12 protein-coding genes and 1 tRNA gene are annotated in these 18,322 nt (G+C 41.6%); 9 read left to right on the top strand and 4 right to left on the bottom strand.

Annotated features, from left to right (window positions below; all coding sequences use genetic code 11):
- Window positions 1-185 precede the first annotated feature (185 nt).
- Both AC04QZ_RS22245 and AC04QZ_RS22240 read left to right on the top strand, forming a co-directional pair.
- A complete protein-coding gene (locus AC04QZ_RS22245; protein ID WP_478359525.1) occupies window positions 186-902 on the top strand; it encodes a hypothetical protein in 717 nt (238 codons plus the stop codon).
- Window positions 903-909: 7 nt separating this feature from the next.
- Entirely contained in the window at window positions 910-1,620 is a 711-nt protein-coding gene (locus AC04QZ_RS22240) for a hypothetical protein (protein WP_478359524.1), read from the top strand.
- A 155-nt stretch (window positions 1,621-1,775) separates the two neighbouring features.
- Here the strand turns inward: AC04QZ_RS22240 and rnc are convergent, their stop codons facing one another.
- The 3 genes from rnc to AC04QZ_RS22225 all read right to left on the bottom strand — a co-directional run bounded on the left by rnc (window position 1,776) and on the right by AC04QZ_RS22225 (window position 4,111).
- A complete protein-coding gene (gene rnc / locus AC04QZ_RS22235) occupies window positions 1,776-2,504 on the bottom strand; it encodes a ribonuclease III (protein WP_086548051.1) in 729 nt (242 codons plus the stop codon).
- Window positions 2,505-2,599: 95 nt separating this feature from the next.
- On the bottom strand, window positions 2,600-3,853 hold the full coding sequence (fabF, locus tag AC04QZ_RS22230; RefSeq protein ID WP_029274997.1) for a beta-ketoacyl-ACP synthase II: 1,254 nt from the start codon (window positions 3,851-3,853) through the stop codon (window positions 2,600-2,602).
- A gap of 21 nt (window positions 3,854-3,874) precedes the next feature.
- A complete protein-coding gene (locus AC04QZ_RS22225) occupies window positions 3,875-4,111 on the bottom strand; it encodes an acyl carrier protein (protein ID WP_008508386.1) in 237 nt (78 codons plus the stop codon).
- 158 nt (window positions 4,112-4,269) lie between these two features.
- Here AC04QZ_RS22225 and AC04QZ_RS22220 point away from each other — a divergent pair, with 158 nt between their 5' ends.
- The 3 genes from AC04QZ_RS22220 to AC04QZ_RS22210 all read left to right on the top strand — a co-directional run bounded on the left by AC04QZ_RS22220 (window position 4,270) and on the right by AC04QZ_RS22210 (window position 6,441).
- Window positions 4,270-4,689, top strand: a complete 420-nt coding sequence (locus tag AC04QZ_RS22220; protein ID WP_478359523.1) for an IPExxxVDY family protein — start codon at window positions 4,270-4,272, stop codon at window positions 4,687-4,689.
- Window positions 4,690-4,839: 150 nt separating this feature from the next.
- On the top strand, window positions 4,840-6,270 hold the full coding sequence (gene pyk / locus AC04QZ_RS22215; protein WP_086548050.1) for a pyruvate kinase: 1,431 nt from the start codon (window positions 4,840-4,842) through the stop codon (window positions 6,268-6,270).
- Between the two features lie 86 nt (window positions 6,271-6,356).
- A tRNA-Ser gene (locus AC04QZ_RS22210) sits at window positions 6,357-6,441 on the top strand.
- A 113-nt stretch (window positions 6,442-6,554) separates the two neighbouring features.
- On the opposite strand, the gene AC04QZ_RS22205 is transcribed toward AC04QZ_RS22210, so the two are convergent.
- On the bottom strand, window positions 6,555-7,925 hold the full coding sequence (locus AC04QZ_RS22205) for a helix-turn-helix transcriptional regulator (protein WP_478359522.1): 1,371 nt from the start codon (window positions 7,923-7,925) through the stop codon (window positions 6,555-6,557).
- Window positions 7,926-8,791: 866 nt separating this feature from the next.
- Between AC04QZ_RS22205 and AC04QZ_RS22200 the strand changes: the two genes are divergently transcribed.
- The 4 genes from AC04QZ_RS22200 to AC04QZ_RS22185 all read left to right on the top strand — a co-directional run bounded on the left by AC04QZ_RS22200 (window position 8,792) and on the right by AC04QZ_RS22185 (window position 18,284).
- Complete coding sequence (locus tag AC04QZ_RS22200; RefSeq protein WP_478359521.1) at window positions 8,792-14,329, top strand: beta strand repeat-containing protein; 5,538 nt, start codon at window positions 8,792-8,794, stop codon at window positions 14,327-14,329.
- Between the two features lie 88 nt (window positions 14,330-14,417).
- Window positions 14,418-15,926, top strand: coding sequence for a hypothetical protein (locus tag AC04QZ_RS22195; RefSeq protein ID WP_478359520.1), 1,509 nt, complete (start codon window positions 14,418-14,420; stop codon window positions 15,924-15,926).
- Window positions 15,927-15,937: 11 nt separating this feature from the next.
- Window positions 15,938-17,230, top strand: a complete 1,293-nt coding sequence (locus AC04QZ_RS22190) for a gliding motility-associated C-terminal domain-containing protein (RefSeq protein WP_478359519.1) — start codon at window positions 15,938-15,940, stop codon at window positions 17,228-17,230.
- A gap of 88 nt (window positions 17,231-17,318) precedes the next feature.
- Window positions 17,319-18,284 carry a PorP/SprF family type IX secretion system membrane protein gene (locus AC04QZ_RS22185; protein WP_478359518.1) on the top strand — a complete coding sequence of 322 codons (966 nt, stop codon included), beginning with the start codon at window positions 17,319-17,321 and terminating at the stop codon, window positions 18,282-18,284.
- Window positions 18,285-18,322: the final 38 nt, after the last annotated feature.

Below are 18,322 nucleotides of genomic sequence, written 5' to 3'. Positions count from 1 at the left end.
TTAACAAGTGTTAATTTTACAAAAATATTGGTAGATAGGAAAGCATTTTCCTTCATTAAGGAAGATAAATTCGTTTTCTGGCCAGGATGTAACAATTAGGCAGAAAACAAACAACAAAACCAATCTGCTGTTAAAATAGAAACCAATCTGCGCTACCCGATCATTTAACTGGCCATTTTAACGCAATGAAGCATTTGAAAATTATTCTTCTACTGATCATCTTCATGCAGGGCTTAAAAATCAAAGCGCAGGATTTTGTGCTGAAAGGGGTAATAATTGAAAAAGGTTCGAATGTGCGGATTGCTTTGGCTGGTATTACCAATATGCGCAGTAAAATGGGCGCAAGCAGTAATGATATTGGAATGTTCCAGTTAAGTGTAAGAATTGGCGATACGCTGTTCATTCAAAAAAGAAATCTGAATGAGCAAAAAATAGTAGTTAAATCAGATGATGACCTGGTTATTTATCTGGTTAGAGGGAGCACAATGTTAGAAGAGGTTACGGTTAAAGGCCAGACTAAAAAGCAGGAAATGGAAGGCATAAAAAGAGACCTGAAAAGAAATGGTTCATTTTATGCAGGTAAACCACCATTAATCTTGTTAAACCCTTTTGGTGGGAGTCCGTTAACATTTTTTTATGAGCTTTTTGGGAAAACACCGGCAAGAGCGCGTAATTTTAACCGTTATTATCAAAAGGAGCTAAGTTTAATCGAGGTGGATAAATTTTTTAATAAAAATTTAGTATCGAAAAATACCACCTTAACAGGAAAAGCGCTAGACAAATTTCTGCTCGACTATTACCCAAGCAGTAGCATGGTTAGTAACTGGAACAATTACGATGCTGTTAAATACATCAAAGAATCGGCTAAAAAATATACTGATACTTTGAAACACACAAATTAAAACATAAATGAAAAACTTTAAATTTACCTTCATACTCTTCGTTCTCACCGCAATTGGCTTTGTCGCTAAAGCACAGGATTTTATTATTAAAGGCGTGGTCATCGAGAAAGGCTCAAACGTTAGGATTGCATTATCACAAATTACCAACCTGCGTACCGGTATAGGGGTGGGGAGTAATGATATTGGTATGTTTCAGTTAAAAGCCAGACTTGGCGATACTCTTCTGGTCATTAAAAGAGACCTGGTCGATCAGCGCGTAGTGGTTACCAGTGAGAAGGATCTGGTTGTTTATCTTGTTCGCGGAAGTACTACATTAGCCGATGTAACCATTAGGGGAAATACGAAACAACAAGACCTCGACGATATTAAAAGAGAGTTTAAAAACAAGGGCGTATACAATGGAGGTAAAACTTCATTCCTGTCAGCCGTATTCAGTCCGTTAAATGCGTTGTATAACCTGTTTGGCAAGGATCCTAAAAATGCAAGGCGGTTTGGCCGGTATGCTGATAATGAAATTAAACAATCGCAAATCGATGTCTACTTCAACCAAAGCATCATTAAAAACAATACCGAATTAAGAGGCGATACCTTAGAAAAATACATGTTAAACTGTCGTCCTGAATTCGATAAAGCGCAATACTGGAACAGTTACGATTACATCAAATACATTAAAGAATCATCAAAGAAATTTACGGATACACTGGGAAAGGGAAAATAGGTTTGAGTCCGAAGTCTTTAGTCCTGAGTCAGTTTGGAGTGATGGGTTTTGGGGGTATAAAATAAGCCCGAAGTCCGGGGTCTGAGTGTTTAGTCCTGAGTTGAGCATTTAGCGTTAGTAGAAGTTTTAACCCACCTGTACAATTAACCTATCTTCTATATACTCAATGCTTCGCAAGCTTTTTCGGCTGCTAATTTTTCTGCGTTTTTCTTGTTGTAATCTCTGCCGGTACCATATTTTTCACCTTCAACAATTGCGCTGATGGTAAATAACTTGGCACTTTCACCTTCACTGTTTTCGGCCAGTTCGAACATAACATCTTTGCCATGGCGCTGGCACCACTCAATCAATTTACTTTTGAAATTGGTTTCAGTAAGTTCCAGGGTATGAATATCGATATGTGGTTTTACAATTCTGCGCAATAAAAACTCTTTGGTAAAATTGTATCCCTTATCCATATAAATGGCGCCTACAATGGCTTCAAAAGCATCGCCGAGCATTGAATTGTGTTTGGTTTGAATGCTAACCGAACGCTGGTCAAACTGAATGAGCTTATCAAAACCAATTTTCTTTGCCAACTGATTTAAATTAGCCCGGTTCACAATTTTCGAGCGCATTTCGGTTAAAAAACCTTCTTCTTTGTAAGGGTAATGTTTAAAAAGCAGCTCTGCTATCACCGAACCTAAAACAGCATCGCCTAAAAACTCTAAGCGTTCATTGCTGCTCCTGCTTCCATTTTTTAAAACTTTTGCTACAGAACGATGTCTGAACGCCATTTTATAGAGCGTAACATTGCCTGGAACAAAGCCTAAAATGTTTTTCAGCTTTTTAACAAACTCCTTTTCAGGAGAGAGATAAAGTTTATATAATTTTAATATCGGCATTAAATAAATAACACAATTAACGGCTAATTAGCATATTTAACTAAGTTATCTATTTTTAATTAGCATACAAAATTATATAGCAGGGCTGTTTTAAATTAATCTTCGTATTTCTTAAAAATAACAGAAGCGTTATGGCCGCCAAAACCGAATGTATTACTTAAAGCAGCTCTAACGGTACGTTTTTGTGCTTTGTTAAAAGTAAAATTCAATTTAGGGTCAAATGCAGGATCGTCTGTAAAGTGATTGATCGTTGGAGGAACAATATCATTTTTAACAGAAAGAATGGCTGCAATAGCCTCAATAGCTCCGGCTGCACCCAAAAGGTGGCCAGTCATCGATTTGGTTGAGCTGATGTTTAAACGATAAGCATCTTCACCAAATAATGTACCAATGGCTTTGGTTTCACTAATATCACCCAGTGGGGTAGAAGTACCGTGTACATTGATATAATCTATATCAGCAGTTGTTAAACCAGCATCTTTTAGTGCATTGGTCATTACCATTCTAGCGCCCAAACCTTCAGGATGTGGTGCTGTGATGTGATTAGCATCGGCACTCATTCCACCGCCAACAAGCTCTGCATAAATTTTTGCACCTCTTGCTTTTGCATGTTCAAGTTCTTCTAAAATAATTGTACCTGCACCTTCACCAGCTACGAAACCATCACGGTCTTTATCAAAAGGGCGTGATGCCGTTGCCGGATCTTCGTTACGCGTTGATAATGCATGCATGGCATTAAAACCACCCATACCTGCTTCGTTAATGATGGCTTCAGAACCGCCACTGATAATTACATCAGCCATACCCAAACGGATATAGTTAAAAGCATCAATCATGGCATTGGTTGAAGAGGCACATGCCGAAACAGTTGCAAAATTTGGCCCACGTAAGCCGTATTTGATCGAGATATGCCCTGGAGCAATATCAATAATCATTTTAGGGATAAAAAATGGATTGTATCTTGGCGTACCATCTCCCTTGGCGAAATTCGAAATTTCATCCAGGAAAGTTTTCAATCCACCTATGCCCGCACCCCAGATTACACCGATCCGGTTGGTATCTAATTTTTCAAAATCAAAACCACCATCCTTCACAGCCTCATCTGTTGCCACAAGAGCATATTGTACAAACGGATCTAGCTTGCGGGCTTCTTTTTTTTCCAGAAAGTCTTCCGGATTAAAATTTTTAACCTCGCATGCGAATTTGGTCTTGAACTTTTCAGTATCAAAACCCTTAATAGGAGCAGCGCCACTCACCCCGTTAGTCAATCCTTCCCAAAAATCGGGAACATTATTGCCTATAGGAGTGAGCGCACCCAACCCTGTTACTACTACTCTTTTTAATTCCATTTATACTGAAAAAGCGTAATTCTATTTAACGTTTTTTTCCAAATAAGCAATCGCTTGACCAACTGTGCCGATGGTTTCAGCCTGATCATCAGGAATAGCTACATTGAATTCTTTTTCAAATTCCATAATCAACTCTACGGTATCTAAAGAATCTGCACCTAAATCGTTGGTGAATGAAGCCTCTGGCGTAACTTCGCTTTCGTCAACACCTAGTTTTTCTACGATAATAGCCTTAACTCTTGAAGCAATATCAGACATAATTTTATAATTTAATGGTTAAATAATTCTGTGCAAAGAAAAATAAATTCTTACAATTTTCAAATGTTTTTATTTCGATACGTAATTTTGGTATCTCAATAACACAGCGAATATAGAATTAGTTTTTTAATTTCGTTCTGTAAATAATTTATTTCGCTTTGAATAAGACTTACCTAAAACTTACCTTAGACCTTGATTTTATACTAATTGCGATCACAGCACCCCTAAAAGACTATGTGCTTTGCCACAAAATTAATACCCGATTAAATACACAATTTGAAAAAATAGAAGACCATGAAATATTTTTTAATATCGACGAACCAGCCTGGTCTTTCTCTAAATATTACTTTTTTGTAGAGCAAGGTGAGGTAGAATACTACTTAATTTGCAACAAAAGTAGCGATGGTTTTCTAATTCCGGAGATGAACAAAGTAGATTTCTTTATTATTATTAAAGAATTTATTGATAAGGAAGATTTGGATTATTTAATCAATGGTTTGAATAAACTGACTGATATACAGGTGGCTGCAAAGATAGATCCAACTAAGTTAAAGAGCCGTGAGAATTTGGTAATATAAAAATTATATACTTGGTGTATTAAATACACTATATTTGACGGTTACAAACAAAGAACAAAAGAACAAAATATATAAAATTTAATGCAGTTTGATTATTTTAGATAAATAATTATGCTTTCTTAAACTGCATTGCTAAAATCAATTAATTAAATGAAACCTTTTCATTCGAGAACTAAAATTGTTGCCACGCTTGGGCCTGCATCAGCAAAACCAGATGTATTATATAGTATGTTTAACGCAGGTTTAGATGTTTGCCGCTTAAACTTTTCACACGGATCACAAGCAGATCATCAGGCGGTTTTGGATACCATCCGCGATTTAAATAAAAAATACGATTATAATGTAGGTATCCTTGCCGATTTACAAGGCCCTAAAATCCGCATTGGTTTAGTAAAAGAAGGTGGCATTAACCTGATTAATGGTAAAACTACCGTAATTACCACAACCGAATGCATTGGTAACGAGGAACGTATTTACATCACTTACCAAAACTTCCCTCAGGATGTTCAGGCGGGCGAAATTATCCTTTTGGATGATGGAAAGCTTCAAATGAAAGTGATTTCCACCAATTTAAAAGATGAAGTAGTTTGTGAGGTAGTTCACGGTGGTATTTTAACTTCCAGAAAAGGTGTAAACCTTCCAAATACTAAAGTTTCTATCCCTTCTTTAACACCAGAAGACCGCGAAAACTTAGAATTTGTTTTAGAAAATGATGTAGAATGGATCGGTTTATCTTTCGTGCGTAAGGCAGAAGATATTATCGAACTTAAAAAAATTATTGCAGAACGTGGTAAAACTGCCCGTGTAATTGCAAAAATCGAAAAACCTGAAGCCATTGCCAATATCGACGAAATTATTGCGGCAACGGATGGTATTATGGTTGCCCGTGGCGATTTAGGTGTTGAATGTCCGATGGAAGAAGTTCCATTATTACAAAAAATGATTGTTGCTAAATGTAGGGCAGCTTCTAAACCTGTAATTGTGGCTACCCAAATGTTAGAGAGCATGATCACTACACCTCGCCCAACACGTGCAGAGGTAAATGACGTGGCCAACTCTGTTTTAGATGGTGCTGATGCAGTGATGTTAAGTGGTGAAACTTCAGTTGGAGAATTTCCATTGATCGTGATCGAAACGATGCAAAAAATTATCCAGAACATTGAGCAAAACAACTATCCTTTCAATCCCGATAAGTTTTTAAAACCAAAATCGCCATCTTTTTTAAGCGATGCCATTTGCGATTCAGCTTGTTTCTTAGCGAAACAAACCAACGCGGTAGGTATTGTATCGATGACTTTAAGTGGTTATACTGCTTTTGAAATTTCAAGTCACCGTCCGGAAGCTTTAACCTTTATTTTTACCAGCAACAGGGCCTTATTAAACGCGGTAAGTTTACTTTGGGGCGTAAGAGGTTTTTACTACGATAAGTGGGAAAGTACCGATAACACTATTATAGAGGTGAACGAATTCTTAAAAAGCAAAAAATTGGTTAAACAAGGTGATATCGTGATCAATACGGCTGCTATCCCAATGGAAGCAAAAGGTAAAACCAACATGTTAAAAATTACGGTTATAGATTAATTTCTAATATCATATTTAAAAATGCTCCCGATTTTAACCGGGAGCATTTTTTTTACCAATAAAAAATATACTTTTGCAATCCACCCGGAGAGGTGTCAGAGTGGTCGATCGAGCACGCTTGGAAAGCGTGTGTACTGCAAGGTACCGCGGGTTCGAATCCCGCTCTCTCCGCATAAAAAGAGCCCTGGTAAACAGGGCTTTTTTACGTTATAGCTTTTTTGTAACCTACTGGAGGCATCTAAAATGAGCATATTGTTTCATATCAGGCATACTGAAGATATTTATCAGATATGGGCCATCCAGATGTTGATATCTTTATCTGAAGGTATATTCAGTTTTTTTCTGACTCTGTATTTTTTGCTCTCAATTGCGCGAACAGAAGCTTTTGTGTGGCGTGCAATCTCTTTGGTTTCAAAATTTAGCCTCAGCAGTATGCAGAGTTCAATTTCGCTTGCAACCAAGTGCGGAGCTATTTCTAACAGCTTCGGACTGAAATCTGGGTCAAACTCATTAAACTTTATTAGAAATGCAGGATTATTGTTAACCGCAAGCTGAACAATCTCTTTCAGTGCCTCTAGCTTTGAAGGTGAGTGACTGCGCTCGTTCAATTCAATTTTTTTCATCAGGTCATCGATTCTTTGCTGAGCCTCCATCGCAGATTGTTCGGTTTCATTTCTCAGCAAAACTTCAGCTTTGTTCAACTGGATGATAAAGATGATCAACAGAACAGCAAATAAAAGCACCAGGAACAATGCCGATATATAAAAACGGACCAATACCGAGGTGGTTTGCTGGTAATTTTTTAAAGCCACCACTTTAAACTCGTCAATTAACTTGTAATTGATGTCTTTTATATTATTGATAATGAATTCCAGCTCATTACTGATATGTGAATTCAGGATAATCAGCTCACTCTGTATGGTAAGGAGTTTTTGATTCTTCTGTCGTAACAATTCAAGCTTTCTGGCATACAGTTTTTTATCTGCGTCATTAGTCTTTTGTTTATCGGGAGGGCTAATTACTACATTTTTATAATGGTTTATCTCAACAACAGACTTCTCATTTTTGTTAGCGATGGCATCCTTTATTCTTTTAAAAAAACCTTTTTTTTCCTTAGGCGTAACTTTTAGTACCGTATCTGTATTGATTTTCCGGATAGCCGGGCTCTCTGTATGAAGACTGGCCACATCTCCTTTTGTATTCTCCCTATTAAAATCTGAATATATCGTGAGCAAGGAATCGAAACTGCGTTTGAGTACAAATAACCTATCCGATAGTTTCATTTTTTCATGGTACCAGTACTTCACTTTTTTACTTTGTGAGGCCGTTAGTTTAGAAGTATCAGCATTTTCTTTCAATAAGGAATCAATCATGCTAAAAACCAGTACAATCTTTGTATTGTAGTCGGCATATTTATTATTACCTGTCGTCAGCAACGACTCCTGGAAGTCGTCTTCCGCACGGTGAATTAATAATAATATCTGTTCTGGTTTCGATTGATTTTGTTCAATGTTGGTTGCCAGCTTAGAAATGCTGCCAAGTTTGTCTGTAATCGTATTGAGGGCAACAAGAGCCGCCAATGCTGCAACAATAGTACATGCAAGAAATGCAAGAAGAATTTTTTTGGCAATTGCCCTGGTATATGTAAATCTCATTCCGGTTTTTTATTCAGTTACAAAATGACGGATTTGAAAGTGAAATTCATGCCTTAATTTCTACGCGTATCTACGCATACGATCATGATGCACAATTATTGAAAATTTGAAATGTTTGCTGTTTTATGTTTAATTTGTTGATTATAAGGTGTTTGTTTTTAGTGCGTAGCTTTGGGTAGTCATGATTTTCTTTTACGCTTTCCAAATTTATTCTTTTGCATCGATAAAATATGTAAAATGAAAAAAGATCCAAATCCCGTGGTCAGGCTGCTAATATTCGTTGCAATTGTGCTCACTATTTTACTATGCTTTGAGCTGAGCCTGGTAATGAATATAATTTAGAAATATAAACTACCCGGATCACAAGTATAAAAATGCAATATTGATTCGAGGGGGATGTTAATGGATTCTTGTCGGTAATAATGTAGCTAAGTGGGTTTTAATGGCAGCTTTCTAAATATTGTTAAGGCTGTTCTTGTCATAATGAGTGTAATTATCGCACCATGTAAAGATTCATAGATTAAACGGGGATATATATTCTAACCCAATACTATAGAGTAAAGATCTGTGCTTTTATTTTCAAAATTTAACCAGATACTATACTGAATCTCTGATCGATGTACTGATTGATTTCTTTGCTTTTGTTATTAATGAGTTGGTAGTCAGCGTTTTGCTGGTTACGTGTAGATGTGCGTATTCAAGTTTTCTTCCAGGGACAATTTTATATCTCTCTTTGTGCCATACAATCTGTTAAACACTTTTCCATTCAATTTTTTCGCAACAACTAAAGTCTGATTAACAGATTATTTCAATTGTACAGTGAAAAACAGTTGATAGAAAGGATGTGATAATAAAATTATAATAATATGATGAAAAAACGCTTACTCATTATTTTAGGCTTGTCAATTTGCTTTTTTGAGGTTTTTGGACAACAAAAAGTAAAAGATGGAACCATTACAGAGGGAAATCTGGCAAATAAAGATGCATTGCTTGAATTGGAAAGCACTAATAAAGGTTTATTACATGCGAGGGTCGCACTTATTGAAAGTACAAATCCAGCTCCATTAACTGCTCACGTAGCAGGTATGATGGTTTATAATACTGCAACAAGCAAAGATGTTGTTCCAGGTATTTATTATAATGATGGAACAAAATGGGTTTATACAAAAGGTTTGAAGGGTGATCCAGGCGTTATAGCTATTGAAGCACAGCCCGGAAAAACAGGTACTCCGGGCATTCCCGGTCAACCCGGTGGCCCTGGAACAGGCGTTACGATTGTCACCAATGACAGTGGAACCTGGATTTATAATCCAGCAACCAATACCTGGACCAATATTAACGGTGCAAAAGGTGACAAGGGAGATAAAGGCGATGCAGGTGTAGTTGGTGTTGAAGGACAGCCAGGGAAAACTGGAACTCCGGGTACCCCGGGTTCAGGCACGCCAGGTGCTCCGGGCGCAGGTATTACGATTGTAACCAATGACAGCGGAACCTGGGTTTATAATCCAACAACCAACACCTGGACCAATATCAATGGTTCAAAAGGAGATAAAGGTGATGCAGGAGTAGTAGGTGTTGAAGGACAGCCAGGGAAAACTGGAACTCCGGGTACCCCAGGTTCAGGCACGCCAGGTGCTCCGGGCGCAGGCATTACAATTATAACCAATGACAGCGGAACCTGGGTTTATAATCCAACAACGAATACCTGGACCAATATCAAAGGTCCAAAAGGAGATAAAGGTGATGCAGGAGTAGTAGGTGTTGAAGGTCAGCCAGGGAAAACTGGAACTCCGGGTACTCCGGGTTCAGGCACACCAGGTGCTCCGGGCGCAGGCGTTACGATTGTAACGAATGACAGTGGAACCTGGGTTTACAATCCAACAACGAATACCTGGACCAATATTAACGGTGCAAAAGGTGACAAGGGAGATAAAGGCAATGCAGGTGTAGTTGGTGTTGAAGGTCAGCCAGGGAAAACTGGAACTCCGGGTACTCCGGGTTCGGGTACACCAGGTGCTCCGGGCGCAGGCGTTACGATTGTAACCAATGACAGCGGAACCTGGGTTTACAATCCAACAACGAATACCTGGACCAATATTAATGGTGCAAAAGGCGACAAGGGAGATAAAGGCGATGCCGGTGTAGTTGGTGTTGAAGGACAGCCAGGGAAAACTGGAACTCCGGGTATCCCGGGTTCAGGCACACCTGGCGCTCCGGGCGCAGGCGTTACGATTGTAACCAATGACAGCGGAACCTGGGTTTACAATCCAACAACGAATACCTGGACCAATATTAACGGTGCAAAAGGTGACAAGGGAGATAAAGGCGATGCAGGTGTAGTTGGTGTTGAAGGACAGCCAGGGAAAACTGGAACTCCGGGTACTCCGGGTTCAGGCACACCAGGTGCTCCGGGCGCAGGGATTACGATTGTAACCAATGACAGTGGCACCTGGGTTTACAATCCAACAACGAATACCTGGACCAATATTAATGGTGCAAAAGGCGACAAGGGAGATAAAGGTGATGCAGGTGTAGTAGGTGTTGAAGGACAGCCAGGGAAAACTGGAACTCCGGGTACCCCGGGTTCAGGCACACCAGGTGCTCCGGGCGCAGGTATTACGATTGTAACGAATGACAGTGGCACCTGGGTTTATAATCCAACAACCAATACCTGGACCAATATTAACGGTCCAAAAGGAGATAAAGGCGATGCAGGTATAGTAGGTGTTGAAGGCCAGCCAGGGAAAACTGGAAATCCGGGTACCCCGGGTTCAGGTCAGCCAGGCGCTCCGGGCGCAGGTATTACAATTGTAACCAACGACAGCGGAACCTGGGTTTATAATCCAACAACCAATACCTGGACAAATATCAATGGTCCAAAAGGAGATAAAGGCGATGCAGGTGTAGTAGGTGTTGAAGGTCAGCCAGGGAAAACTGGAACTCCGGGCACTCCGGGATCAGGCACACCAGGTGCTCCTGGCGCAGGCGTTACGATTGTAACGAATGACAGTGGAACCTGGGTTTATAATCCAACAACCAATACTTGGACCAATATTAACGGTCCAAAAGGAGATAAAGGTGATGCAGGTGTAGTAGGTGTTGAAGGCCAGCCAGGGAAAACTGGAACTCCGGGTACCCCGGGATCAGGCACACCAGGCGCTCCGGGTGCAGGCGTTACGATTGTAACCAATGACAGCGGCACCTGGGTTTATAATCCAACAACGAATACCTGGACCAATATTAACGGTGCAAAAGGTGACAAGGGAGATAAAGGCGATGCAGGTGTAGTTGGTGTTGAAGGACAGCCGGGGAAAACTGGAACTCCGGGCACTCCGGGATCAGGCACACCAGGTGCCCCTGGTGCAGGTATTACAATTGTAACCAATGACAGCGGAACCTGGGTTTACAATCCAACAACCAATACCTGGACCAATATCAATGGTCCAAAAGGAGATAAAGGTGATGCAGGAGTAGTAGGTGTTGAAGGACAGCCAGGGAAAACTGGAACTCCGGGTACTCCGGGTTCAGGCACGCCAGGTGCTCCGGGCGCAGGTATTACGATTGTAACCAATGACAGCGGAACCTGGGTTTACAATCCAACAACGAATACCTGGACCAATATTAACGGTGCAAAAGGTGACAAGGGAGATAAAGGTGATGCCGGTGTAGTTGGTGTTGAAGGACAGCCAGGGAAAACTGGAACTCCGGGTACCCCGGGATCAGGCACACCAGGCGCTCCGGGTGCAGGCGTTACGATTGTAACCAATGACAGCGGCACCTGGGTTTATAATCCAACAACGAATACCTGGACCAATATTAACGGTGCAAAAGGTGACAAGGGAGATAAAGGCGATGCAGGTGTAGTTGGTGTTGAAGGACAGCCGGGGAAAACTGGAACTCCGGGCACTCCGGGATCAGGCACACCAGGTGCCCCTGGTGCAGGTATTACAATTGTAACCAATGACAGCGGAACCTGGGTTTACAATCCAACAACCAATACCTGGACCAATATCAATGGTCCAAAAGGAGATAAAGGTGATGCAGGAGTAGTAGGTGTTGAAGGACAGCCAGGGAAAACTGGAACTCCGGGTACTCCGGGTTCAGGCACGCCAGGTGCTCCGGGCGCAGGTATTACGATTGTAACCAATGACAGCGGAACCTGGGTTTACAATCCAACAACGAATACCTGGACCAATATTAACGGTGCAAAAGGTGACAAGGGAGATAAAGGTGATGCCGGTGTAGTTGGTGTTGAAGGACAGCCAGGGAAAACTGGAACTCCGGGTACTCCAGGTTCAGGCACACCTGGTGCTCCGGGCGCAGGTGTTACGATTGTAACCAACGACAGCGGCACCTGGGTTTATAATCCAACAACCAATACCTGGACAAATATTAACGGTGCAAAAGGTGACAAGGGAGATAAAGGCGATGCAGGTGTAGTTGGTGTCGAGGGTCAGCCAGGGAAAACTGGAACACCGGGTACTCCGGGTTCAGGCACACCAGGTGCTCCGGGCGCAGGTGTTACGATTGTAACGAATGACAGTGGAACCTGGGTTTATAATCCAACAACCAATACCTGGACCAATATCAATGGTCCAAAAGGAGATAAAGGCGATGCAGGTGTAGTTGGTGTTGAAGGACAGCAAGGGAAAACTGGAACTCCGGGCACTCCGGGTTCAGGCACACCTGGCGCTCCGGGCGCAGGCGTTACGATTGTAACCAATGACAGCGGAACCTGGGTTTATAATCCAACAACAAATACCTGGACCAATATTAACGGTGCAAAAGGTGACAAGGGAGATAAAGGCGATGCAGGTGTAGTTGGTGTTGAAGGCCAGCCAGGGAAAACTGGAACTCCAGGTACCCCGGGTTCAGGTCAGCCAGGCGCTCCGGGCGCAGGCGTTACGATTGTAACGAATGACAGTGGAACCTGGGTTTACAATCCAACTACCAATACCTGGACCAATATTAACGGTGCAAAAGGCGATAAAGGTGATGCAGGTGCAACTGGTGCTCAAGGTTTGAAAGGAGACAAGGGTGATAAAGGAGATGCAGGAGCAACAGGTCCTGCTGGTGCAACAGGCGCTCAGGGTGCAATTGGTCCAGTTGGTCTGACGGGTGCTGCTGGTGCACAAGGCATTCAGGGTGTGAAAGGTGACAAGGGAGATGCAGGTGCAACTGGTCCTGCTGGTGCAACTGGTGCTCAAGGTTTGAAAGGCGATAAGGGAGATATAGGTGCAACGGGTCCTACTGGCGCTACAGGTGCTGCTGGTGCACAAGGCATTCAGGGTGTAAAAGGTGACAAGGGCGATACAGGTGCAACAGGGCCTGCTGGTGCAACTGGTGCTCAAGGTTTGAAAGGCGATAAGGGTGATGTAGGTGCAGCGGGTCCTGCTGGCGCTACAGGCGCTCAGGGTGCAATTGGTCCAGTTGGTCTGACCGGTGCTGCTGGCGCACAAGGCATTCAGGGGGTGAAAGGCGACAAGGGAGATGCAGGTGCGACGGGTCCTACTGGTGCAACTGGTGCTCAAGGTTTAAAAGGCGATAAGGGAGATACGGGGGCAACGGGTCCGGCAGGTGCAACAGGGGCTCAGGGCGGTGCAGGTTTAATAACTGATGGCCTTAATACAACAGTCATAGGAAATGGAACAACGGCAACACCATATAAAATCAATACACCGACTACAACTTTAAGTCAAAATACTACTACTGGCGCAATTACTTATGCCAATGAGACCACAACGGCTGTTACAGCCCAATTGAAAAGTGCTAATACACCTAATATTTTAAAAGTGGGTGCAGACGGTGGTTTATTATTGGCACCAACCGATGTGCTAACATCTACCAGTGCAAATAACGGATTAACAGTGACTAATGGCGTAGTGCAGCTTAGCGGACCGCTAATTAAGCCAACTATTGTTACTACAGATGCTACGAATATGCTTGCTTTGGCAGGTTTGCAAACGGGTAATAATACATATAGCTTTAATGGATCCACCTATACTTCAACTGCGGATCGCATTGTTGTAGCTGATCCAGGTTCAGGTGTATTAAAACAGGTTAAAGCAGCAATGCCTAAGTTTTTCTATGCACCATCGGTAGTTATTCCTACACACGATGCTAACGGAATACCATTAACAGGAACCAGAACTTTAAATATTTATACATTTTATTCACAGCAGTTTGGATTTACTTCAGCTTTAAATCAGGCGAGAAGTAATGCAAGTTCATCATTGCCGGTTCTGGCACCAGCTGATCTGGATTATTTTGTAACCTATTTTGATAATAATGTATTCAATACGGTTACGATATCTGCGGCAGGTGTGATTTCTTATACAGTTAAATCTACTGCAGTAGCAACTGAAGCTTCATTTATGAATATTGTATTCAAGGTAAAGGATTAATATTTTAATCAATAGAGAAATGAAAATTCAAGTTATTATATATTTTAATTTTTTGAGGGACATTATTTGTCCTTCAAAAAAATTAAAAATGGCGATTAGCTTAGCCTTATTTTTAACAGTAGCTCATGTTAAGCCGGTAAATGCGCAATTATTTGGCGATTTTCCATACAATCAATCATTTTTGTCAACTACCCAACCCCCTGAGGTAACTAAACCTACAGGCGCCGGAACAAATGCCGCTACCTTTACCACTACAGGCTTACAATTAACGCCTGCTCAAACTGCTCAATTTGGTGCAGTTTTTATTAATGACAAACAATTTAATACCTCAGTAGGAATTAAAATTTCTTTTGAATATGCTATATATGGAGGTACAGGCGCTGATGGACTGTTACTTTTTTTATATGATGCATCTATTACGCCAGTAATCGGGGCTAAAGGTCGTGGTATGGGTTATGCATATTTAAGAGCGAGAGATTTATATAGCGGAGAGCGAAAAGACGGGCTTAGCGGAGCCTATTTAGGTATTGCCTTTGATTCTTATGGAAACTTTAAAAACGCCCCCTTTCAGGGTGATGCCCGTCTTAACGGTATTTCCGGAGTAACCTGGTCAAATGCAATGAGTCACGTCACTTTAAGAGGTGCAAGAGGAAAATTTATAGATAATAATGGTAGAGAACTTGGGCGAACCGGGTATCCGGTATTAAGAACTCAGGGTACGCTTTCTCCTACTTCTGTAACCAGAGGAGGAGCAGTACTTACACCAGCCGGTGGTTATAGTTATTTAGGTGGGATAGCTGATAATTTTAATTTAAGGTCTGGCGCTTATACTACAGATCCAAACGATCCGAATTATAGAAAAGCCTTTATTGAATTGATACCAAATGCTGGTGGCGGTTTTAATGTAACAGTCAAAATACAGCATCAAAACACAGTGACTACGGTAATTGATAATTACTGGTACAGGGCGGATGCCAATATGAATTATACTGAAAATGCAAATCCTCAGTCAACCGATTATAATACTTCAGATATTCAGGGAGTGAATACTTTAAATACGATAGATAGTCGGGTTCCTGCAAATTTTAGAATGGGTTTTGCCGCAACAACAGGAGGCTTAACCGATATTCATAAAATATGGAAACTAAATGTTTCCTTGCCTTATGCGGCAGAAGCTGCTGATGATAATGCGGCAACCTGTAAAAATACTCCGGTTATTGTTGATCCTTATGCCAATGATGTTGCCTACACAGGGCCAGTAACCGGCCCACCTACCAGTTCATCAGCTAATATAGATTTTAATGCGTTTCAATTTCTTAAAGCAGATGAAACGCCGGAAACGAATCCTTTTTCTGTAACTAATGCACAAGGTACATTCATATATGCTCCTGCTACCGGAAAGGTAACTTTTACACCCAAAGCAGGTTTTGTTGGTACAGCATCTATAGCCTATAAAATAAAAGGTAAAAACAATGGTTCCAATCAGCCTTACGGAGATGAAAGTTTCCGGTCAGAGGTAGCAACAATTTATTTTAGTGTGAGAAAGTGCCAGGTAATAACAAATCCTATGCTGCCCTCACAAAGCAATCAAAATTAATTATCGTTCAAATGTCAAGCCATTCTATAAAAATATTACTATCAACCTTATTGATGCTCTCAGGTTTTGGTGCCATGGCCCAAACCGGGACAGGCAGTATGACTGTTGATAATTCAACGATTAATGTCGCCGCCGGTACCACAGAGCAACGCTTCTCTGAGGAGAGCTATTTCGGACCAGAGGCAAACTGGACAATTGACGGAACACTTGAAATATGGAGTAAAAAAATATGGATTGCCCCGGGCGCAGTTTTTAAGGGATTGGGAAAAATTGTGATTTATAATCCTGGGGCAAATCCATTTTATCCTGGTATGGCTTCCGGTCCGACAAAGATTGATGGGAACAACGGTAATTTCATCAACCTGATTATAGAGCACCACAATGAGGAGAATATCCTGCTTGCCGATGTTTCCGATCCGGGTTACAAAACGGCCAACCCTTCAGGTGCCTTATCGGCAGAGCTGAACATTGGCGGTACTTTAGATTTAGCGGCAGACCGTGCAGATATTATCCTGAACGGACATAACCTGGCTTTTAACAGTTCAGGTAAAATTGAGAATTACAGCAAATCCAGGATGGTGGTTACGGGCAACAGCATTACCGGTCACATGATCAAAGATTATGCAGGCAGCGATGGTTTTGTCTTTCCGGTGGGTATTGCAGAAGGGGATTATACGCCTGCTACTTTAAGCCCGGGCGGTGCAGGCAAATTGTTTGTAAGCGTTCAGGATTATGCAGGCGCAAACAAGGCGATTAGAAACCCGGCATTGGGTATGGACCGCGTGTGGCACATTTATGGTTCCCCATCGCTAACTGCAAACATGGTTTTACAGCACAACAGCAACACCAACGGAAGTTTGTTTAAAGATGCCAATGCAGCAATTGCCCGTTACATAAGCGGTGATAAATGGGATATCTTAAAAGGAACTAACCCTAATGTTGGCGTACATACACGCAACAATGTAGCCATTGCCACCGATATGGCAGCAAATGGCGGTTACTTTACCAAACTTAATGTGTCGGGCGCTACCTTGTTTATCCCTAATTTATATACTCCAAACGGCGATGGCACGAACGATACCTTCGAGATTCGTGGATTGGAACTATTTGCGGAGAATGATTTGGTTATTGTTAACCGATGGGGCAACGAGGTTTATAAAGCCACAGGCTACCAGAACAACTGGACAGGCGAGGGCTTGAATGAAGGTACTTATTTTTATGTGCTTCGGGTAAAGGAATTAGCAGGGGCAGAGTGGCAGGTGTTTAAAGGCTACATCACTTTAATCAGGGCATTTAAGAAATAGGATTAAGGATTGGATGCTGAATGGTTAAACAAGCAGAACACATTTTTAACCAACTCCCAATCGGGCAAGCCCACAATTAAGATAATAAATGAAAAAGATATTCATACTTACGATATTAACGATAAGCGTACTGCTGGCTAAAGCCCAGCAGGATGCCCAGTTTAGTCAGTACATGTTTAACGGGATTTACATTAACCCGGCGTATGCAGGTTATAAAGAACAGTTGAATCTTCACGCGTTTTACCGTAACCAGTGGACGGGTATTGAAGGTTCGCCCACCACCATGTCTATCGCGGTAGATGCGATTGCAAACAATGGCAATGTTGGTTTGGCCTTACAGATTTCAAGCGATAGGATTGGAGCACAGCGCAACCTGTCGGCCTATGCAAACTACGCTTACCGGATCCCGATGAATTCGGATGGCTCTTCGAGGCTAGCCTTTGGCGTGGGTGTTGGAGCGGTGCAACCAGGGATTGATGGATCAATGTTAAACCCAAACGATTTTGAAGTGAACCAGCCAGTTGGTATTCAGAGTACAATTGTACCCGATGCACGTGCCGGGGTTTACTTTTCTAACAACCGCTTTTACGCAGGTTTCTCGGCAGATAACCTGGTTTCGCAGTACATCGATATCGACCGCTATGCTTTTATTGCACAACCCAAACCACACTATTATTTAACCGCAGGGATGTTGTTGCCGATTAATGAAGACCTGCAGTTGAAGCCTTCGTTTTTATTGAAGGATGACCGTGGAGGTCCAACGAGTTTAGACGTTAGTGCGTTCTTTATCATTGCAGATAAAGTATGGCTGGGTGCTTCTTACCGCACGGGCATAAAGCTGTACGATAAGCGTTATCTCCAGAAAGATTTGAGCAACTTAAATTCAGGGGTTGTGGCAGCACAGTTTTTTGCAGGCAGCAATTTACGGATTGGTTATGCTTACGATTTCTCTATAGGGCCTTTGCAGGGTTACAGTGGCGGTACCCATGAGATTTCGATCGGTTATTTCTTTAATAGGAAAAGCCTGAGAATGGTTACGCCAAGATATTTTTAGGTGTTAAGCTTATTCTTTGAAGGATGAGATTAGCGATG

It is taken from the genome of Pedobacter folensis (assembly GCF_056490665.1).
Note: the sequence above shows the minus strand (reverse complement) of the source record. Positions and strands in the feature narration are given on the sequence as shown.